19 protein-coding genes and 1 pseudogene are annotated in these 19943 nt (G+C 67.9%); 8 read left to right on the top strand and 12 right to left on the bottom strand.

Annotation, left to right across the window (positions count from 1 at the left end; all coding sequences use genetic code 11):
• Positions 1 to 80: 80 nt before the first annotated feature.
• Both ON29_RS33340 and ON29_RS33335 read left to right on the top strand, forming a co-directional pair.
• Positions 81 to 1640: a serine hydrolase gene (locus tag ON29_RS33340; RefSeq protein WP_051175894.1), complete on the top strand. Its 1560-nt coding sequence runs from the start codon at positions 81 to 83 to the stop codon at positions 1638 to 1640.
• Positions 1641 to 1766: 126 nt separating this feature from the next.
• Entirely contained in the window at positions 1767 to 2207 is a 441-nt protein-coding gene (locus tag ON29_RS33335) for a hypothetical protein (RefSeq protein WP_040872269.1), read from the top strand.
• A 132-nt stretch (positions 2208 to 2339) separates the two neighbouring features.
• Here ON29_RS33335 and ON29_RS33330 read toward each other — a convergent pair whose 3' ends face one another.
• From ON29_RS33330 to ON29_RS33310, 5 genes are all read right to left on the bottom strand, one after another.
• Positions 2340 to 2723, bottom strand: coding sequence for a VOC family protein (locus ON29_RS33330; protein ID WP_040872267.1), 384 nt, complete (start codon positions 2721 to 2723; stop codon positions 2340 to 2342).
• A 301-nt stretch (positions 2724 to 3024) separates the two neighbouring features.
• Positions 3025 to 3900, bottom strand: a complete 876-nt coding sequence (locus ON29_RS33325) for a DUF4231 domain-containing protein (protein WP_040872265.1) — start codon at positions 3898 to 3900, stop codon at positions 3025 to 3027.
• Positions 3901 to 4032: 132 nt separating this feature from the next.
• Positions 4033 to 5466 carry a hypothetical protein gene (locus ON29_RS33320; RefSeq protein WP_040872263.1) on the bottom strand — a complete coding sequence of 478 codons (1434 nt, stop codon included), beginning with the start codon at positions 5464 to 5466 and terminating at the stop codon, positions 4033 to 4035.
• Positions 5467 to 5634: 168 nt separating this feature from the next.
• The gene (locus ON29_RS33315) at positions 5635 to 6906 is read right to left on the bottom strand and encodes a cytochrome P450 family protein (RefSeq protein ID WP_040872261.1); all 1272 of its coding nucleotides are present in this window, start codon (positions 6904 to 6906) and stop codon (positions 5635 to 5637) included.
• Between the two features lie 358 nt (positions 6907 to 7264).
• On the bottom strand, positions 7265 to 8380 hold the full coding sequence (locus ON29_RS33310; RefSeq protein WP_040872259.1) for a hypothetical protein: 1116 nt from the start codon (positions 8378 to 8380) through the stop codon (positions 7265 to 7267).
• Between the two features lie 712 nt (positions 8381 to 9092).
• Between ON29_RS33310 and ON29_RS33305 the strand changes: the two genes are divergently transcribed.
• Positions 9093 to 9854 carry a bestrophin-like domain gene (locus ON29_RS33305; RefSeq protein WP_040872257.1) on the top strand — a complete coding sequence of 254 codons (762 nt, stop codon included), beginning with the start codon at positions 9093 to 9095 and terminating at the stop codon, positions 9852 to 9854.
• A 75-nt stretch (positions 9855 to 9929) separates the two neighbouring features.
• Positions 9930 to 10898 (top strand): hypothetical protein, encoded by a 969-nt coding sequence (locus ON29_RS33300; RefSeq protein ID WP_157173003.1) that lies wholly within the window; start codon positions 9930 to 9932, stop codon positions 10896 to 10898.
• 56 nt (positions 10899 to 10954) lie between these two features.
• Here the strand turns inward: ON29_RS33300 and ON29_RS33295 are convergent, their stop codons facing one another.
• A complete protein-coding gene (locus ON29_RS33295) occupies positions 10955 to 11716 on the bottom strand; it encodes a 3-hydroxyacyl-CoA dehydrogenase (RefSeq protein ID WP_040872253.1) in 762 nt (253 codons plus the stop codon).
• Positions 11717 to 11954: 238 nt separating this feature from the next.
• Here ON29_RS33295 and ON29_RS33290 point away from each other — a divergent pair, with 238 nt between their 5' ends.
• Entirely contained in the window at positions 11955 to 12821 is an 867-nt protein-coding gene (locus ON29_RS33290; RefSeq protein ID WP_040872252.1) for a crotonase/enoyl-CoA hydratase family protein, read from the top strand.
• 55 nt (positions 12822 to 12876) lie between these two features.
• Here ON29_RS33290 and ON29_RS33285 read toward each other — a convergent pair whose 3' ends face one another.
• On the bottom strand, positions 12877 to 13548 hold the full coding sequence (locus tag ON29_RS33285; protein ID WP_040872250.1) for a cyclase family protein: 672 nt from the start codon (positions 13546 to 13548) through the stop codon (positions 12877 to 12879).
• Positions 13549 to 13691: 143 nt separating this feature from the next.
• Here ON29_RS33285 and ON29_RS33280 point away from each other — a divergent pair, with 143 nt between their 5' ends.
• The 3 genes from ON29_RS33280 (at position 13692) to ON29_RS33270 (ending at position 15950) form a co-directional block, all read left to right on the top strand.
• Positions 13692 to 13898, top strand: a complete 207-nt coding sequence (locus ON29_RS33280; RefSeq protein WP_040872248.1) for a hypothetical protein — start codon at positions 13692 to 13694, stop codon at positions 13896 to 13898.
• A 333-nt stretch (positions 13899 to 14231) separates the two neighbouring features.
• A complete protein-coding gene (locus tag ON29_RS33275; RefSeq protein ID WP_040872246.1) occupies positions 14232 to 14717 on the top strand; it encodes a DUF2505 domain-containing protein in 486 nt (161 codons plus the stop codon).
• A 171-nt stretch (positions 14718 to 14888) separates the two neighbouring features.
• Positions 14889 to 15950 carry an alpha/beta hydrolase gene (locus tag ON29_RS33270; protein ID WP_373283954.1) on the top strand — a complete coding sequence of 354 codons (1062 nt, stop codon included), beginning with the start codon at positions 14889 to 14891 and terminating at the stop codon, positions 15948 to 15950.
• 5 nt (positions 15951 to 15955) lie between these two features.
• Here ON29_RS33270 and ON29_RS33265 read toward each other — a convergent pair whose 3' ends face one another.
• The 5 genes and pseudogenes from ON29_RS33265 to ON29_RS33245 form a co-directional block, all read right to left on the bottom strand.
• Positions 15956 to 17029 (bottom strand): LLM class flavin-dependent oxidoreductase, encoded by a 1074-nt coding sequence (locus ON29_RS33265; RefSeq protein WP_051175893.1) that lies wholly within the window; start codon positions 17027 to 17029, stop codon positions 15956 to 15958.
• Complete coding sequence (locus ON29_RS33260) at positions 17026 to 17856, bottom strand: DUF1684 domain-containing protein (RefSeq protein WP_040872244.1); 831 nt, start codon at positions 17854 to 17856, stop codon at positions 17026 to 17028. The genes ON29_RS33265 and ON29_RS33260 overlap by 4 nt, the downstream gene beginning before the upstream one ends.
• A 422-nt stretch (positions 17857 to 18278) precedes the next feature.
• Positions 18279 to 18566, bottom strand: a pseudogene (locus tag ON29_RS35285) (SDR family oxidoreductase); the annotation flags it as partial.
• Positions 18567 to 18659: 93 nt separating this feature from the next.
• The gene (locus ON29_RS33250) at positions 18660 to 19301 is read right to left on the bottom strand and encodes a carboxymuconolactone decarboxylase family protein (RefSeq protein WP_040872243.1); all 642 of its coding nucleotides are present in this window, start codon (positions 19299 to 19301) and stop codon (positions 18660 to 18662) included.
• 18 nt (positions 19302 to 19319) lie between these two features.
• The gene (locus ON29_RS33245; RefSeq protein WP_040872241.1) at positions 19320 to 19886 is read right to left on the bottom strand and encodes a VOC family protein; all 567 of its coding nucleotides are present in this window, start codon (positions 19884 to 19886) and stop codon (positions 19320 to 19322) included.
• Between the last annotated feature and the right edge of the window lie 57 nt (positions 19887 to 19943).

The following is a 19943-nucleotide window of genomic DNA, read 5'->3' as shown; positions in this document are numbered from 1 at the left end:
TTATCTGGTCTTTTGTCGCTACGGCAGCCAGGAGGCGACCGGTGAGCACACGATGGCGCGGATGGCTCGTTCCCACGGCGATGGCGGCGGCCGTCCTTCTCGCCCTCACCGGGTGTGGCGGCGACGAGGCCAACTCCACCGAGGCGGGAGCACCGTCCGGTTCCACGGTGCTGCCCGACCGGTTCGCCGGTGTGCCGATACCGGACGGACGGATCGATGATGCCGTGGGCGAACTGGACGACCTCGCGGAGAGCCTGCTCACCTCTTCGGGTATTCCCGGCATGGCGGTTGCCGTCGTGCACGGTGGAAAGGTGGTGTACAGCAGGGGCTTCGGCGTCCGTGACGTCGTGACCGAGGAGAAGGTCGACCCGGATACGGTCTTCCAGCTCGCGTCGCTGTCCAAGCCGGTCGGCGCGACGGTCGTGGCTCGCCGGATCGCCGCGGGGGGTGTCGAATGGGACACTCCGGTACACCGGCTGCTGCCGTCCTTCGCGCTCGCCGATCCCTACGTCACCGAGCACGTCACGGTCGGCGACCTGTACGCGCACCGCTCCGGACTGCCCGATCACGCGGGTGACCTGCTGGAGGACCTCGGCTACGACCGCGGACAGATTCTCGACCGGCTCCGGCTGCTGCCGCTGGGCGCCTTCCGGGACTCCTACGAATACACGAATTTCGGGCTGACCGCGGCCGCTGTCGCCGTGGCCACGGCGGCGGGAACCGACTGGGAGACCTTGTCCGAACAGACGATCTACCGCCCGCTCGGCATGACATCGACCAGCTCCCGCTTCGCCGACTTCGCGGCTCGCGCGAACCGGGCCGAGGGGCACGTTCTGGTCGACGGGAAGTACGCGCCGGCCAATCCCCAGCGTCAGCCGGACGCTCAGTCTCCGGCGGGAGGGGTCAGTTCCTCGGTCGCCGACCTGGCCAAATGGATGACGATGGTGCTCGCGAACGGCTCCGCGGGTGGCTCCGTCCTGGTGCCACCGGAGGATCTCCTGCCCGCCATCTCCCCGCAGGCGGTGTCGGCGCCGCCGAAGACGCCCGACGCGCGCGCCGGGTTCTACGGATTCGGCTTCAACGTCGGCGATTCCCCCTCGGGGCGGGTCGTACTCGGTCACTCGGGGGCGTTCGGCCTCGGTGCGGGCACGGCGTTCACCTTGATTCCCTCCGCCGACGTCGGCATCGTGACACTCACCAACGCGGCACCGATCGGCGTGCCGGAAACGCTGAACGCGGAGTTCGCCGACCTGGTCCAGTTCGGGAAGATCCAGCAGGACTGGCGCTCGCTCTATCGAACAGCATTCCAGCCGCTGGGCGCCCCGGCAGGGGCGCTGGCAGGCAAGCAGCCGCCCGCCGCCCCCGCTCCCGCTCGACCGTCCGCCTCGTATACGGGCACCTACGACAATCCCTACTACGGCCCGGCGACGGTCGCCGCCACCGGTAATTCCCTGACCCTCGGCCTGGGCCCGAACAATATGACCTTTCCACTGAAGCACTGGGACGGTGACACTTTCGTTTTCACACCGGCCGGCGAAAACGCCAACCACGGCTCGGTCTCCCGGGCGACCTTCGAGGACGGCAAGCTCACCCTCGAGTACTACGACGTCGAACACCTCGGCGTGTTCACCCGTAGGTGACTCGACTTCGCCGCCGTAAGCCCGCGGCCAGGGTGTGTGCCCCTCGCCGGGCGCTGTTGGACCCCTCTCCGAGGGTTTGCTACCGGCAGTTCCGGGAAGTCGCTGAATGCAGGAGAGGAGGCAGAGATGACCGAACCGCACGAGACCTATGACCCGCCGCAGGACACGGGGGCACCCGACTCGGTCGAATCCGATCCGGCGGCGCTCAACAGCGCCGAGGATCTCGATGAGGACCGACTGCATTCCGACCCGCTGGAGGCCGGAATGGACCCACCGGAGCACTGGAGCGGCGTCACGAAGTACGGCGTGACACCGTGGGAGCAAGCTCATCCGCGACCGATCGGGGACCGGCTCGCCGAGGAGGAGCCGGACGTCGATCCGAACCGTGTCCCCGAGACGGAGGCAGGCGGGAGACTCGAGGACGACGACCACAGGCTGAAAGACATCACCTCCGACGGCGACCGTGTGCCGGTCGGCCTTCCCTACGAGGAGCAGATCGGTGTCGCCGCCGACGTCGCGGGCGGATCGGTGGCCGACGACATCCGTCGACCGCCACCGCCCGAATGAGAGGCGGCGTTCGAGGTCGATCGGCAGGCACCCGCCACGACCCGGCCGATCCCCACGCAGGGCATTCGTCGCATTTCGCGTGATCGCCGCAAAAGTGACAGGCCGGGTCGGGTGCCCGGCCTGTCCGGCTCTTTACTCGTCCGGGAGCCATACCAGGCAGAACGTGTGCCCCACCGGGTCGGCGTAAACACGGAACGCTCCGTCGGTTTCGCCTTGCACGAGTGTCGCTCCCAAGGCGAGCGCCGCCGGTTCGGCCTGCTCGATGTCGTCCACCAACACGTCGAAATGCACCTGCTGCGACGCCTCGGGGTCCGGGAAACGCGGCGGTTTGTACTGCGGCGCCGTCTGAAACGCGATGCGCCTGCCCGAGTTCTCGACCAGCACCACCCAGTCGTCGTCATCGTCCTCGAGCAGGTCTCCCCCGAGCAGGTCCCGGTAGAACCCCGCGAGTTTTCGCGGTTCGGGGCAGTCCAGCACCACGCTGCGCAACTGTCCGACGGCATTGTTCGATGTCATACTCCGACCTCCTGACCTACGCCATTCGTCGATGCCTACCCGCCCCGACCGGCGACAAACGCGGCAGCACAGGCAAGCTCACCCCTTGCCTCCTGGATTCGACCGCACGATCCGGCACGGACCGACCGAATGCAACGGCCCGCCCGGCGTCACGCTTCCGCCGGACGGGCCGCTTCCCCGTTCGCCGTGCAACGCCGCCACGTCACACAGCGTGATCATGATAAGCACTGTCCCCGGTCAAATCCGGCAGCCACGCCGGACCATCGGACGTCCGATGAAAGACGGCTGCCGGTCGCGGGTGCTATTCGCCGTGCGAAGCTCGCCACATAGTATGTTCGCGACTGATCGCTTCCTCGGCGTCGGATACGGCGTCCGCCCAGGCTGCTTCGGTGCTGTTCTGTTCCAGCACTTCGGCGACGATGCTCAGTTCGTTCGAGGCGACGGCATAGGCAGCGGCGCCGGTGCTGTGCTGGCGGGCCGACGACCAAGCGGCCAGACCCGCGACGGCGGCCGCGAAAATGCCTGCGAGGTCGAAAGCGACCGCGTTGAACGCCTTCGCCAGCGCGCCGGCCACACCCGCCACCTCGAAAACGAGTGCCAGCGTGCCGTATACCTGCGATCTGCGCTGGTGGTAGCCGGATTTGGCCGCGTACCACCGTTGTTGTTCCCTGATGCGATCGTCCAGATAGACGCGGCGCCGTTCGTCGAACGGAGCCGAACGCAACTGCCGCATGCGGTCGGTGATGGTCGGCGCGGTGGTCGGCCGCAGGGCGAGCGCCGAGATGTCCTGGCGTAGCAGCATGATGCGCTCGATCAGCATCCGATCGGCCTCGGCCGGGGACAGCGTCCCGACGAACGGCGCACCCCGCACCGCGTACTTCCAGGTCAAGGTCTTCACCGACTCGGCGAGCGCGCGACCTTCGTACCAGGACTTACCCGGACGGCCGCGCAGCACACCCACGTCGACGGCGAGGATTCCGACGAAGGCCATGGCGGTCAGGATGGCCGCTACATCCGTGCGCGCGGAGCCGACGCGCACGGTGAACGCCGCGCACGCCGCCGCCAGCACCGCCAGCCAGAGCCGAGCTCCGTAGGCGCGGAGATAGAACTTCTGGCCGTACAGCGACGCCGAGTCCGCGGACTGGAACAGCCCGGGGTAGTCGTCACCGTGCCGCACGGGCCGCGAGGCGCGTTCGAACCGACATGGCCGAAGCGTAACAGGCAACCGGTGCCGCTCGAATCCATTTGCGCTGCTCGGGAATTGCGAACTTTCCCAGCTGCGGATCCATGTTCCGCGACCGATGCCGCGTCATCCACGGCGAACCTGTAGATCTGCCATCAGATACCGGGTAGTGGCCCGATGACCGTCGGTCACAGCGATGCGAGCGGTTCGCGGAGTCGCGCCGGAATTCGGTGATCCGCTGCCCATCCGCGACCAGTGATACAGCACCTGCGCCTTCAGGAATGCCCGATCGCTCTGACTGTCGCAGATGAAGATGACCTCGGCGATGGGAAAGCGGTCGATCACGCGTTGCAATTCGAAGCGTGTTCCCGCGTTGGCGGGCACATACCCGGCCAGATCCAGCACGACGTAGTCGACCCGGGACAACAGCATGTCCACCGCCGCCTGCCAGAAGCTGACGTGACAGAGGATCGGACGCACAGGGTAGCTGCCCGCGGGATCGCGGACCCGGACCGCCAGATCGGTCACCCCTAGCAAACGCCTGCGCCCCGGCGGCAACGGTTCGGCCGAGAATTTCGCCAGTTCCTCGCGCAGCATGCGCGGTGATGCTACGAACATGGTACGGAAGGCGTTGTCCCTGCGCACTTTCCGAACCTCTTGCGGGCTCACCGACGCGGCGCTGCGCAGGAGATGCACATACCCGAACTCGCGCCACGCGCCACGCAGGAACTCGCGTGCGCGCGCTCGATTGTCGAACAGGCGGAGATAGGCGATCCGGACCGGCTTCGCGCCGATCACGTTGGACTGCGTCGAGACCTGCCGAAGGCTTCCCTGACGCCGCGGCGGGGCGATGAACTTCACGGTGAGCGCCGGGATATCCGCGGCCGGGGACGACGTGGGATCCGGGCCGACCCGGCTGATCCTGGCGCTGTAGGCGGGGTCCTGGGACCACTTCTCGACCGCGCGGCTCGCACTCCACCGCCGCCACCGCAGCACCACCGACACCAGCAGCACCGCCGCCGACAGGAACGCCAGGCCGAGGACGGCAGGCTCCAGTTCCGGCGCGGGACGCCGCGTCCCGTCGGGGTCCTCGACCGTCACCCCGGCCGCCAGTACCCCGATGCCCAGCGCGACCGGTACCGCGATCCAGAGCAGGCGCCGCACCGTTGCCCGCCCGTGGCCGCGGATCCGCTGCACCGTGGCCCGGTGCGTCTCCAGCGGCGGGACCAGCATCGCGATCTGATCGGGATCGCGGTCCACACGCCGCCGGATGGATCTGGCCCGCAGCCCTTGCGATGCGTCGGTGACGGTCTCCGCGCCGGCGGCGAACGCCCCCACCCCCAGCACCGCCAGCGGAAACAACACCAGCTGCCGCCATGTCGACAACTCCACTACGGGGACCCAGAGCGCCAGCAACTGCGGCCCACGCGCCCACACCACGACCAAGGCCGCTATCGAGGCCACGAATCGGACGGCGTTACCGCCTGCCGAACGGAACGACGCGGATTCCTCGTCCCGCACGCGAGCGTACAACTCGCTGCCGCCCATTCCGCTGACCATCGCTGGCGCACCGTCCCGCCCCTGTGCCGACGAACATCCACACCGACGTCCGCACCCGGTGTATCGTCGACCGCTTCCGTCGCCGCACCAGTATGGACCAGGAACAGCCCGGGCACATCGTTGTCATCTCAGGTGGGGTCGGCGTTCGGTGGCCGGCCGTGACCCGTCCTACCCGATGCGCACCGGCGCGGACTTGGGGAATGCGACCGGCAAAGCCGTCAGAGCCCGGTGGAACGGGCCCGGCCGCCATTGCAGTTCGTTCTTGGGCCTGGCCAATTGGATTTCGGGCAGGGCGTCGAACAGCTGATCGATGGCGTTCTGCACTGTCATGTACGCGACGGATTTGGCCGGGCAGGCGTGCGGGCCCGCGCTCCATGCCAGATGGGAGCGGTTGCCGATCCGGCTGCCGCCGGGTTCGTCGGTCCCGCGGATCTCCGGGTCGTTGTTGCAGCCCGCGAGGCTGATGACGACCGGCTGATCCGCGGGCAGCCAAACACCGTCGACCATGATCGGCTGCCGCGGATACGTCGTGCAGAAGTTCGCCATCGGCGGGTCGTTGAACAAGACCTCGTCGAGAGCGTCGGTGGTGGACAGGTTGCGTCCGAGGACGTCGCCGAAGCGGAACCGGTCGTCGGTGATCATCAGCAGTACCGCGTTGGTGATCAGATTGCGCTGCGCTTCGAAACCGGCACCGTAGAAGCTCATGAGCTGGGCGAAGATCTCGATGTCGTCGAGGTCGGTCGTGTGGTGCGCCAGCCGTGAGGTGACGTCGTCGCCGGGTTCCCGGCGCTTGAGCCGGATGAGCTGCATCAACGCTTCCTTGACCATTTTCATGCCCTCGGGGCCCCGGACGGTGTCGAAGCGGGCGGCCATGCCGGTCGCGACCCGCTCGCCGATCTCGGCCGGGCAACCGACCATCTCGTTGAGGACGTCGAGAACGAGCGGAAACGCGTACTGGGTCACCAGGTCGGCGAACCCGGCTTCGCAGAAGGAATTGATCAGCGGGACAGCGAGCTTCTCGACCGTAGTCGGCACGTCGAACAAATCGATCCCGTCGATGGCGTCGACGGAGGCATGCCGATAGCGGTCATGCGCGAGGCCGGTGCTGTACCGCGCGGCCGGATACCACTCCATCATCGGCCGCACGGGCGAGTCCGAGGGGATGGTCTTCTGCCACGTGCGGGGATCGGCGGGGAAATGGTCGGGATCGCTGAGGATGCGCACCGCCGTCTGGTAGCCGATCACCAGGGTGGCAGGCACACCGGGCGCCAACTCGATCGGGACCAGCGAGCCGTGCTTACGGCGCATCTCCCGGTACGCGAGATGCGGGTCCGCGACGAACTCCTTGGTGAACAGCTCGACGCGCGGCGCGTCCGTGTCCGTGGGGGATCCGTGCTGGACGGGGCACGCTCCGGTTCCAGTGGGGTGCGGCGCGGCCATCGGGGACTGTGGTGTGGTCAAGAACGTGACTCCAGGTTATGGAACAGCAATTCGACGATCGTGGTCAGTGAGCGGGTGCACGTGCCTGCCGAGACCTGTTGTCCAGAGCTCGGCGACCCGCCTACGCTAGCAACATAGCAACGCTCCGGTCGTGGCGCCGACGAAGGCGGCACCGGCGAACACGTGAGAGCGGGTTCGCGACAACGCAATTCGACGGTTCCGACAGCGATACCTCGGCGGAGACGCTGGTCGGCATCCGAGCGCACGGTGGTCGCGGGCCTGCCCGAGTTCGTCCTCGACGCGCGGAGGACGTGGCACGCCGCCCGCGGTCACCGGCCGCCGGCTACCGCCGGGCGGATTACGGTTGGCGTTCGTCACCGACGCCGGTCAACGAGACCGTGGTAGCGACCGCCTGTCCGGCGTCGTCGACGGTGCATCTGCCGAGGCCGCAGGCGGTGGCAACACCGTAGGCCGCGCGTCCGGCCGCCTCTTCGAAGAGAGCGAGCGCGCGGGCGCTGTCCTCGCGGGAGTCCGGGGAGACGACACCGGCGATCACTCTCCACTCGGCGTCGAGCTTGCGCAGCGGTGCGTAGAACCGCGGGTCCAGCGGTGCCGGTTCGGCACCGTAAGCGCACGGGATGTGCACCGGGGGTAGTGGCGTCCCCTGTTTGTTCAGCAACCGTGCGGTACGGCGCAGCAACTTCACCGCCGGGGTGAGACTGCGCGGAGTCAGCAGACTCTTGTGCTGATAGTCGCCGTAGCACAGGTGCACGATCGCTTCCGCTCCGACCTCGCGCACCCGCCCGAGAAAACCGGCGAGCTGTCGCGCGACGAGCGGCGCCAGCGCCCATTGCGAACGTAGTTGCTCGGCTTTGACCATGCTCAGCAGCGCGATGGGCGACTCCACCTGAAAGACGACGCGGTCGCCGTACCGCTCGACGACCTGGGTCATCTCCTGCAAGACGGCTTCGGTGAACACCGGTAGCTGCCGCAGCGCACCGACCACGAACCCGGAACCACGCACCGCAGGCCCGACCGGGAGCCCAGCGGAGACCGCGGCACCCGCGAAGACGAACATCGCGAGGTCCAGCGGGTTCGGCTGACTTATCTGCACTTTCGTCCCGGCCAGCTCGGGCCGCTCGCCGCGCAGCGCCTCGAAAGCCTCCACGACCTGGCCGATGCGCTCGACGCGGTCCATCGAGACGTGCCGCGGCTCCAGCGTGCACCCGGGCCGCACACCGTAGCTGGGGAAATCGCTGTAGTCGGTGTACTCGCCCGCCCGCACGATCTCGAAGACGTCGGCGTGCTGCTTGCGCGTACGAAGGTAGTCGAAGATCCAATCCGGATCGAGGTCGCAAGGCACCGCCGTGACCGGCCTTCCCTCGCTGTGGTCGGCAAACCATTGCATGACGGCACGATCACCCGTCATCAGTTCGGCAGGCAGGGTGCCGACATAATGCGCGAATCTGGTCATCTGTGGCTCTTCTGTTGTCCGGACGCGGGTTTCGCGACCCAGGGCAGTCCTGTTACGCCGATCGGTAGCTGCGCAAAGCGTACACGGCCCCGCTCCGGTCGCGCATCCCTCATGTTCCCACGCTATGGAGAAGCCGGGGACGTCTCCGGCCGTGCGCACTGCCATGACCTATCTCCGAAATTTCGCCACACGCAGCTGGATTCGCGGTCTACCATCGATGTCGACCAGAATGTTCTGCTGGGTAGAAGATTTCCACGGCGCCCGGTTCGCACGGGCACCGTGTCGCGTATCGATTTGCTGTGCACCACTGATCTGATCCGAACGAACGCAGACTTTCGACAGCTCCATCGTCGACGGTCTCGGAATCCATCTCGGGGGTGAGGGCCACGCATGACCATCGAAGTGCTCGGGTCGAGACAGTTCCGGCTCGTCTCCTGACCGATACCCGAGGTGCGTCTCGACGAGTTCCCGGGATCACGCCATGTCCGATCCGCAGGACTGAGCACCCGATCAGCTCCGAGACGATCCCGCTCGGGTGAGATGCGCACCGACGCGGAGCAACTGAGCACCGGCGCACCCTCCGACCTCGGATGAGGCCGGCCCGGCGGTGCTCGATACACAGCCATGTACCAACCCCCGTGGTGCGACAGGCCTGCGGAACGTCGCCGACGTGGCGGTCGCGAGAACCTCTCAGACAGAACGGAGTCCCCGCATGGCCTTCGAATTTCTCGTGCCTGCTCTCACCGCGCTCGTCGCGGTGGCCGTCTTCGTGGCCGGGGATCGCCTACATCCGAAGGCTTGGCGGCAGACCGACGACGACACGGTCGGCGCGTTGGTGCTCAACCTGATCAACACGATCTTCATGGCGGTGGTGGCGTTCATCGTGGTGATCGCCTGGCAGCAGTACGACAACGCGCGCAACCACACCATCGCCGAAGCCAAGGCGCTCATCGATACGTACTGGGCCGCGCACGGAATGCCAGAGCCCGACCACACGCGAATCCAGGGCCTGGTGCGCGACTACACCGAGCAAGTCCGCACCGAGGAATGGACCGTCATGGCCGACGACGGTCATCTCAGTCAATCCACCCAGAACACCCTCGACACCCTGCGCGACGCGGTAGCCGCGGTGGACACCGCCGACGCCGAGGTCGACACGCTTCGTACCAGCGCTCTGACCAGCCTCGACTCCGTGGCCCAAGCCCGCGCCGACCGTGCGCTGGACGCGGGCTACCGGGTTCCCGGCTTCCTCTATCTGGCCATGTGGATCTGCACGGTCCTCCTGCTGTTCAGCGTGGTCCTCTCCGGTGTGCAGATCACCAAGCGCAGTGTCGTGACCACCGCGCTGCTCGGCGCCATCGTCGGTGTGGTGATCCGGGCGATCTACAACCTCGACGAGCCGTTCTCCGGTGGGAACGTGGTCCCGAAGGAAGCCTTCGAACTCGCCCTGTCCCGGTATCAGCACACCACGTGACCTTCCGGCCCGGTTTCGACTACGACGAGGCGACTGCACATGCGACGCAACCGTGACGCAACTCGAACACATCGGATGGCACGAGGATTGGCCACCGCGATGCTGCCGCTGACCCTTGCGGCACTCGCGGCTCCGCCGCTGGAGGCATCAGCGGACCCGCTGCCGCCGGTGTCCCTCGGCGACCTGGCGACGGGGAGTTCGGGCGCTGCCCCCGGCTCCGACTCCGTGGGCACCTTCCCGGGCAACGGTTCCAGCCTCGACGCAGGCACCCCGTCGTCCGGCAGTGCTTCGGGTCTCGATCGCGAGGGCGCGACCGGCGGTGGGTCTTTGGCCCTCGGGCCGGTTCGGCTACCTTCCGGCAGCGCCGGTCGTCCGGCAACCGGCAGCGCCGAGACCGGTGGCGCTCGTGGCGGGCTTCTCACCACCGGCGGTGCGCAACTCGACGACGGCACATCTCGCGCGTCGGACACGACGGCCCACCCGGACATCACGGCGAGCAGTCCGGCCGAGTCGCTGCAACTCGACACGGGCAGCGTCCAATCGGCATGCACCGGCAGCGCCGCGACGGGCAGCGCGTTGCTCGTGCTCGGGCTCGCGACCGGCAGCGGCTTCGGCTCCCTCGGATCCAGCCTCATCGGCCCGGGATCGAGCCTCGTCGGTACGGGGTCGAGCGGGTCGGCCCTCGGCAGCGCGGGCGTCGGCAGTGCCTTCTCCGGCAGCGCATTGCTGACCTGCCTGTTGCTGCTTCCCACCCCGCCGCCGGTGCCTATGAGCCCACTCGAACTCGGCCCGCCCGCCCCCGAATTCCGTATCGTTCCGTCACCGGCCGCCATCGCGACACAGATACCGCTCCAGGCCGAACGCCCCCTCGCCGCGCTGCCCTCGTCCCCACCCAGCCGTCAGCGGGGGAAGGACGTGCCAGCCGCCGAACCGCCCCGAGACCCTGCCGTATGGAATCTCATGAGGCTCATGACGGTGTTGGTGGTCACGGTGATCACCGTCGTCGGTATCCGTATATCACCCGGCCCCAAACGAACCCGCTGACCGAGCGAGAGGTACGGCCGCACTCGCCCGGTCCACGCCCTTTCGCAGCACCTACCTCAGCGCGGTGCCATCCGGATGGCGCCGTCGAGGCGGATGGTCTCGCCGTTGAGCATCGGGTTCTCCACGATGTGCCGCGCGAGCGCGGCGTATTCGGCCGGGTCGCCGAGTCGCGAGGGGTGCGGGACCTGCGCGCCGAGGGAGGCGATGGCCTCGTCGGGCAGCGTGGCGAACAGCGGCGTGTGGAACAGTCCCGGCGCGATGGTCACCACCCGGATCTTGATCGCCGCGAGGTCACGCGCCACCGGCAGGGTCAGGCCTACGATCCCGCCCTTGGAGGCCGAGTACGCCGCCTGCCCGATCTGGCCGTCGAACGCCGCCACCGACGCGGTGTTGATGATGACGCCCCGCTCCTCGCCCACCGGATCGGTCGCGGCGATCCGTTCGGCGGCAAGCCGGATCACGTTGAAGGTGCCGACCAGGTTGACGTTGATCACCTTGGTGAAGTCCGCCAACGGGAATGCCCCGTTCTTACCCACGGTCTTGATGGCATTGCCGATGCCCGCGCAGTTCACCGCGATGCGCAGGTCGCCCAGCTCCTGCGCGGCATCGAGAGCGGCGGTGACCTGCTCTTCGTTCGTGACGTCGGCCGCGGCGAAGACCACGCCGTCGCCGAGTTCCTTGGCGACGGCCTCGCCGGAGGACGACGGCAGGTCGACGATCACGACCTTCGCGCCCTTGCCGTGCAGCTCCCGCACGGTCGCCAAGCCGAGTCCCGATGCACCACCGGTCACCGCCGCGACCGCGTTGCTGATCTCCATCCCACTCCTCTTCTCCGGGTCGCCGAACAACGGCGCGAAACGCCGGCCGACTGGTTTCCGCTGCCGCCCCGGGACGGGGAGCCAGGGGTCGTGACCAATCGGCACACGGCGACAGGCTAACCGTCCACCGCGCACTAAGTAAACAGCCATTCTCATTCGAGTCGGCATTATCGCCGCCCCGGGCGGTGCGAACCCCCGGCAGGAGCAGGGATGACGGTGAGATGGCAAGCTGTTCGGTATGGCCGATATTCGCCTGGACGTCTCCGACGCCATCGCCACCATCACCCTCGACCGCCCGCGGCAGCTCAACGCGTTCACCACCGCCATGGGGACCGAATTGATCGAGGCCTTCGACACCTGCGACCGCGACGATCGAATCCGAGCGGTGATCATCACGGGCGCCGGACGCGCCTTCTGCGCGGGCGCGGATCTGTCGGCGGGTGCGGAGACCTTCGTCGCGGGCGATGCGGACGCCGCGGAATCGTTCCGGGACACCGGTGGTGGAGTCGTCCTGCGCATGTTCGAATCCCGCAAACCCGTCATCGCCGCCGTCAACGGACCAGCCGTCGGCGTCGGCATCACCATGACGCTCGCGGCGGACTTCCGGCTGGCCGTCGACAACGCCCGCATCGGGTTCGTCTTCAATCGCCGCGGCATCGTTCCCGAGTCCTGTTCCAGTTGGTTCCTGCCCCGCCTGGTGCCGATGCAGACCGCGCTGGACTGGGTGTACTCGGGCCGTCTCGTCGAGGCGGGCGAAGCGCTGGACGCGGGATTGTTCTCCGCGCTGCATCCCGCGGACGCACTGCTCGACGAGGCTCGCGCGCTCGCCCGCCGGGTTACCGAGCATTCCGCGCCCGTGTCGGTGGCGCTGTCGCGGCAGATGCTGTGGCGCAACCTCGGAGCCGAGCACCCGATGATCGCTCACCGCATCGAATCTCGCGGCATCTACCACCGGGGCGCCGCCGCCGACGCCAGGGAAGGCGTGACGGCCTTCCTGGAGAAGCGGCCCGCCCGATTCCCCGACAGCGTCGAGCGCGACCTCCCGGACATCTTCGGCGACGATCTGGCGGTCCCACCGTTCCGGGCTCGAGATCCTCGGCGGTAGAAGGCGATCCGGGGTGCGCAACCGGTCGACGACGGATACCGAATCGAAAGGTTCCTCAGTCGCCCATTGGGCCGTGCTCGGTCCAGGCCACGGCGCGCAGCGGAAACGAGCCCGTCCCGCGCACCGGCGCGGGCAGCGCGACCAGTCTGGCGCCGGTGTCGGGCACCGCGTTCAGATTCGTCATCTGCTCGATGATCGGAATGCCCGCACCGAGCAGCGTGTGGTGGCACGGCCGCGTCGGCAAGGACGTGTCGTCGATGTCGGACGAGTCGATTCCCACCAGCGCCGCGTTGGCGGCGACCAGCGCCTCGGCGACCTCACCGACCAGAAACGGATGGCCGGGCCCTCGATACGCGGACGAGCCCCATTTCTCCGACCAACCGGTGTGCACGAGCACCGCTTTGCCCCACAAGCGCGCGGGATCGCCCAGCACGTCCGGCCCCACCGCGCGGCGGCCCGGCGCGCGGATCATCACGATCGGCACGTTGAACAACCGCTCCAACGGCAGCTCGGCGATGTCGACCCCATCGGCGTGGAAATGGAAAGGCGCGTCGATGTAGGTGCCCGTCGGGCCGACCATATCCACGCGCGCGATGTGGTAGCTCATGTCGATCAGCGGCGATCGGTCACGTGCCACCGCCGTCGTGACACGCGGTGCGGGCAGGGTCGGATCGATGAGCATGCCGTCCGAGACAGGATGGGACAGCTCCACGATCGCTCGGCTCATACCGGGACGGTACCGCGCAGCGCACGCAGTCGTCCGAGGCGCGACGACACGGGAGTTACGCACGGTGCCTTCGGACTCGCCGGTCGAAATCGGCTGATGCGCACGGGCCCCAAGAAGCGCAGAATGGAAACCGGAAGGTCATCATGCGACTGCTACAGGGTCTGCTCGGTCCGATACTGGGGATCCTCACGGCCGTGCTCGGCACGGTTCTGGGGCTGGTCGCCGCTGTGCTGTGGCTCGTCGGCGCGGTGCTGTGCGTGACGATCATCCTGCTTCCGCTGGGCATCCCGGTCATCAAACTCGCCCGCCGTCTGTTCACGCTTTCCCGGCAGCTGATGCGTCTCCCCTGAAGACTGTCGGGCGATGAGATCGCGTCCGGTTTTCGATGACGACGTCGTCCATCTGCTCCTCATCCGGATCACCGAATGCGGATCGCGCCGGTCGACCAGGACTCGACGTGTCTGAGGAAGTGACCGTCCTGAGTCCCTGACGAACTGCACTCGATCCCGACGGCGTCGGTGGATCGCAATCGCGCTCGTCCTCGACCGGACCACGGACACCGATCTGGTGGCGGACTGCTGCCGAACCTTTTGTTTCCCAGGGCGATTCAGCGGGTTTGCGGCGCGGCGGCGTCGGCGGTTCACCGGCGGTGAAGGGCGCGGCAGCAGGTAGCGTGTGCCGGTATGGCGACCCCCTTGGCGTATACGGCCACCTACTCCCATTCGGCCGACGCGCTTCGTGCGGCGCTGGCCGACGAGCAGTACTGGAAAGACCGCATCGATGAGGTCGGCGGGGCCGACGCACAGCTCGTCGAGTTCGACGCCGCCGAGGACCGCCTGCACGTGCGGATGGTGCAGACCGTTCCGGCGGCGGAGCTGCCCAGCGCCATCACCGCGGTGCGGCCCGAGGGCCTGGTGATCACCCGCTCCGAGACCTATACCCGCGAAGGCGGCAGTTTCGAGGCCCGCGTCGAGGGTGTGCCCGCCCAGGTGAGCGGCACCGTCCGGCTCACCGAGAGCGACACAGCGGCCGAGGCGGTGGTGGCCGGTGCCGCCGAAGTCGGTATCCCGTTGTTCGGCAAGAAGATCGAGGCAGCCATCGTGACCCGGCTGCTCGACATGCTGACCACGGAGGCGGAGTTCACCGACACCTGGATCACCGACCACTGACTCCGCGGCGTTCGTGAGGCTCGGTCCAGGCCATGGCGTTTTGTGGCCGTTCCCAGCGAGGCCGCGGGCGCAGTGGCCATCCCCCCAACAAGCGCGACGCCGCCTTGCCCGCCGAGACATGCCCGGCCTACCGTGGGCCTGTTTCGTCCAGCCTCCTCAGGAAGGCCGTGTGTGAATTCCCCTGCCCCGCCGTCCTACCCCCGTGGCGCGGCGCGGAGCGCGCGGCTGGTGGCGGCGCTGAGCATCGTCGTCCTCGGGTTCGCGACCGGTGCGGCCGGACCGGTCAGCGCCCAACCGGAACTCCCGTCGCCGATCGGCATGCCCCCCGATCGACCGCATATCGCCGATACGACGCCGGGCCCGGGACGGTTGGTCGAGCTGTCGGTCCACTCCGCCGCGATGGCGAACGAGGTGACCGTCCGCGTCCTGCCTGCCGCCGACAGATCGGTTCCTGCGCCCACCTTGTACCTGCTGAACGGGATCGACGGCGGGGCTGACGGGAACTGGCTCAGCCGCACGGATGTGGTGGAGTTCTTCCGGGACAAGCAGGTCAACGTGGTGATCCCGTTCGGCGGCGCCAGCTCCTATTTCACGGACTGGCGTGCGGATGATCCGATGCTGGGACGGCAGCGGTGGGCCACGTTCCTGACTCGGGAACTGCCGCCGATCGTGGACGCGGAGTTCGGGGGCAACGGAGCGAACGCGATCGCGGGCATATCGATGGCGGGCACGTCGGTGTTCCAGCTGGCCTTGGCCGCACCGGGGTTGTATCGGGCCATCGGCTCGTATTCCGGGTGTGTGCGCACCAGCGATCCGCAGGGTCAAGTGATCGTGAGCGCGGTGGTGGGCGGGCGCCGCGGCAACGTGGTGAACATGTGGGGTCCGCCGACCGATCCCGCGTGGGCGGCCAACGACCCGTATCTGCACGCGGACGAGTTGCGCGGTACCGCGATCTATGTCGCGAGCGGGACCGGCGCGCCCGGTCCGTACGACACCCTCGACAGTGCCGGGATCGGGCACAGCCCCGGCAAGCTGATCGACCAACTCCTCATCGGCGGCGCCCTGGAAACATTCGCCGAACGCTGCACCCGTCAGCTGCGTGAAAGGCTGGATCAACTGGCCATTCCCGCCACCTTCGAGCTGCGCGGCAACGGCACCCATTCCTGGTCGTACTGGCAGGAAGACCTGCACAGCTCGTGGCCCGGGTTCGCCGCCGCGCTCGGCACGGCCTGAAGCGATCAAGCGGGCGCGGCCACTTCACCGGTGTCGTGCTCGGCGCCGGAGCGGATCGGCGCGGGCCGATGCCCCAGGGCCGGGGCGATCAGCTCCACGGTGTCGTGCAAGATCTGTTCATAGTCGGCGCGGCGGAACTCGTAGGGCAGCTCCAGCCGCAGCTCCGACGTCTGCGCGAGCACCGGATCGGCCCGCAGCCGGTCGATGATCTCCTCGGCGGGGCCGACCAGGTCCGGGGCGAACAGGACACGCCGCTCCCCCTGTGGCGCCAGGGTGCGCTCGTACCTGCTCGCCGCGTACTGCCGGTACCGCTCGCGAGTCGCGCGGTCGGCGCTGTCGAACGGGACGATCACCCGCCCTACCGCGACCCGGGCGGGCCGGGCCGGATCCACCAGTCGGCGATACTCGCCGAGCAAGCTCAATTGGGTGGTGGCGAAATCGTCGCTGCGGTCGCCGAAGACGATGTTTCCCGTCAGCAGGTTCAGCCCGCTCTCCCCCGCCCAGCGGACCGACCGGGTGCTCGCCCCGCCGTACCAGAGCCGATCGATCAAGCCGGGATTGTGCGGCTGCAACCGGGGACGCTGGGTGTTGCCCGGCGAGTGGATCACCGTGCCCGCGTCACCGAGAAAGTCACCGCGCAGGTTCTCGATCAGCCGGGTGATCCGTCCGTAGGACAGATCGTAGGAGCGCCAGTCTCCGTCGAAGACCAGGTCGCCGATCAAGTCGGCATGCGGCGGGGTGCCCGCGCTGAAGCCGGCTTGCAACCGGCCCCTCGACAGCACATCGGCCAGTGACAGATCCTCGGCCAGCCGGAACGGGCTCTCGTAACCGATGGGAATCACGGCCGTGCCCAATTGGATTCGGCTGGTGCGCTGACTCGCGGCGGCCAGGAACACCGCGGCCGACCCGACGCCGTGCTCGAGATGACGCTGCCGGATCCACGCACCGTCGAAGCCGAGGCTCTCGCCGTACTCGAACAGCCGCAGCGTGTCCTCTAGCCCCGAGTAGGGATCGTCGTCGGGGTAGTTCCCCGGCGTCAGGAACGACAACGTCCTGATCCCGAGTGTTCTGTCGCTCATCGGGTTCCGCCGCGCTCGTACGGGAGCTTCGCACCCGCTTCGATCGCGACCGGCAGGCGGTTCTCCGCCGGCGGCAACGGGCAGGTCGCCAGGTCGGTGTAGGCGCACGGCAGGTTCGCGGATCGGTTGAAGTCCAGCTGCACCGATCCGTCCTCGCCGGGCGGGGACAGGTGCAGGACGCGATTGGCGGCGTAAGTGGTGACCCCCGAGGTCTCGTCGGTGAACAGGACGGTCAGGCTGCCGGGATCCTTGCCGGGGAACGCGGTCAGGCGCAGCGCCCGGCCGTCCAGCTCGAACTCCACCCGGCCCGGCGCGTCATAAACGTGTTCGAGTCCTTCGACAGCGGCGCCGACCGTGGTCGGACGCGGCTCGGGGAAGGCGACATAGCGGCCGGTGACCACCCACTTCGGGTGCGGCGCGTAGGCGGGGGTGCCGTGAAATGCCGTGCGCAGCGGGTTGTCCGGATGCCGCGGGCGAACGATGTCGTATCCGCCGCGCTTGGCCACCTCGATCACCGCGTCACCCCACACGGCGTTCAGGCCACCGCGTTCGGGGATGGCGCCGAAGACATGCCGACCGCGCACCGATACCCCGTCGACCACCAGCTCGTCACCGTCGTCGAGAACCACTGTGACGCCATCGGCGCCGGTGGACCAAGCGCCCGGCGCGTCGGGGAATCGTTGTGGCTCTTCGGTGAGCCAGTGCAGCGCGGTGATGGCCAGGAATCCGTGCGGATCGGCAAGTCTCGAATCCTGCGTGCGGTGCCAGTCCTGCCAGTCGGCGACGAAGGCGTCGGTCGGAGTTGCGGCGGTGGCCTGCGCTGTCATGTGGTGCTCCTGGTCTGAGGCTCTGCCTGTTCCCGGGTCGGCGCTGCCGAAGACCGGCGCCTCGGTCGCGCCGCTCTCGGCAGTCCGAGGCCGACACGTCTCCGGTCGAGGCGTCGGCGGCTCCTCTCAGGCAGCGAAGAACGCCGGTGATACCCGATTCAATCGGGTACTCGCGCCCGCGCACAGGATTGCGATCAGCGCGAACACAACCGCTGTGCACCGGCCCGGTGCGCAGCCGGGGCCGGTGCGCACCGCCACGGGTACTCCGCGCGACGGCATTCTCACGCAGCGCTGGGATCGGCTGATCGGTTCGGGCCGAACATGTGGGGTCTCGTCGATCCGCACCGAGAGTCGCACGGCAGCAATGGTTCAGCACCACCGTGGGACCTGGGCGGCAGAACCAGCCGCCCGTATGCCGGCGATCATCTGGTCGTGTGCGCACCGCCGTTGACATGTAGCGTCTGGCCCGTGATGTGCCGGGCGTGCGGCGACGCCAGGAATTCGATCAACCCGGTGACATCGTCCGGATCGCCCGCGCGTTTGTCGTGTGTGGAGTCGATCGACTGCGCGCGTCGTTGCTCGCTCAGCTGCCCCTGGAAGAAATCGGTGTCCGCGATATACCCCGGCGCGACCGTGTTCACCGTGACGCCTCGCGGCGCCAGCTGCGCCGACAACCCCGCCGACCATGCCGCCAACGCCGCCTTCGCGGCCCCGTAGGAGCCCGCAGCTTATTCCGCGCCGATCGAGCCGACAACACCGGCGCGAAGCCGAAGGAAACAGCCCCGCACCGAGTCGCCCTCCGCCTAGCCGGTACCCGACAGATCCGCGGAAAGGTCGCGGGCCTGCACGCCTTCGGGCAGTCGCACTTCCTCCACCGGTTCGGGCCGGTCGTCGTATTCCAGACGCAGCGCACGGCAGATGGTGGCATGCATGTCGTAGAGGGTGGTGATGTAGGTGAGCTCGAGGATCTCCTGATCGGTGAGTTCGGCTTGCAACACCGCGAACACCTCGTCCGACACGCGTCCACCGTCGTAGACGAGCGCGTCGGTGTAGGCGAGCACGGCCCGTTCGAGCACAGAGAAGCAGGCGCTGATCTGCCAGTGCGGGATCGCCGCGATCTTCGCTTCGGGGACGCCGAGCGAGCGCATCTGCTTGCAGTGCTGGGAGAAGACGAATTGACTGCCGCGGGCGTAACCGGCCCGGCTCTGGCCCAATTCGCGCAATGCCGGATCGAGGGTCGCGTTGCGGTAGACGCCGAAACCGCGCACGGCGTGCCGGAACACCTCCGGCGATTGCGCGAACACCGTCCACCAGTCGCCGGGTGTGGCATGGATCGTGCCGTGATCGACGGCGGGGTCCTTGTCGGGGCCGAACAGCCGGTCGTAGAAGAACAGGATCTTCTCGTCGGTGACTTCGGCGCGAGGCACTTCGCGCAGTCGGGGCATGGCGGGGTTCCTTTCGGCTCAGTGCGACGCGGGAACGCGGCGGTCGGCGGCGGTCTTCGGCTCGTGCGACACATCCGCGTCCGTGAATGTCCGCGTCCAGCACGCGAATTCGAGTAGCGCTCCGTCGGGATCCCGGAAGTAGAACGACCGGACGAAAGTTCCGGGATGAACCTCTCGCGACACCCCGGCCCGGCTGTCGTCGTGGTTGAGCACGCGGCTGACCTGGATCCCCTCGGCTTGCAACCGCCGGTAGTACTCGTCGAACAGCTCCGGCGGGACGGCGAAGGCGACGTGGTTCATCGAACCCACCGCGCTGACGAGTTCACCGGCGTCGGGCAGGCCCCTGGGCGCCGATACGCCGGGAACGGGATCGGGAGCGTCGGCCAGCCAGAAGAAGGCAAGGGTGTTGCCGTTGCCGCAGTCGAAGAAGAAGTGCTGTCCCAGATCGCCGGGCAGCTCGATGGTCTTGATCAGGGGCATACCCAGCGTTCCGGAGTAGAAATCGATCGTCCGGCGCATATCGGAGCACACCAGGGCCAGGTGATTGATTCCGCGCAGTTCGAATTTCGAATTGGAAGCGTTCATGGCAATCCTTCCGATGAGCGACAATGGTCGCCGTCTCGAGCTTTCGGTCACTGACGA

The sequence above is a fragment of the Nocardia exalbida NBRC 100660 genome, from assembly GCF_000308575.1.
In the GTDB taxonomy this organism is placed as follows: Bacteria; Actinomycetota; Actinomycetes; order Mycobacteriales; family Mycobacteriaceae; genus Nocardia; species Nocardia exalbida.
Note: the sequence above shows the minus strand (reverse complement) of the source record. Positions and strands in the feature narration are given on the sequence as shown.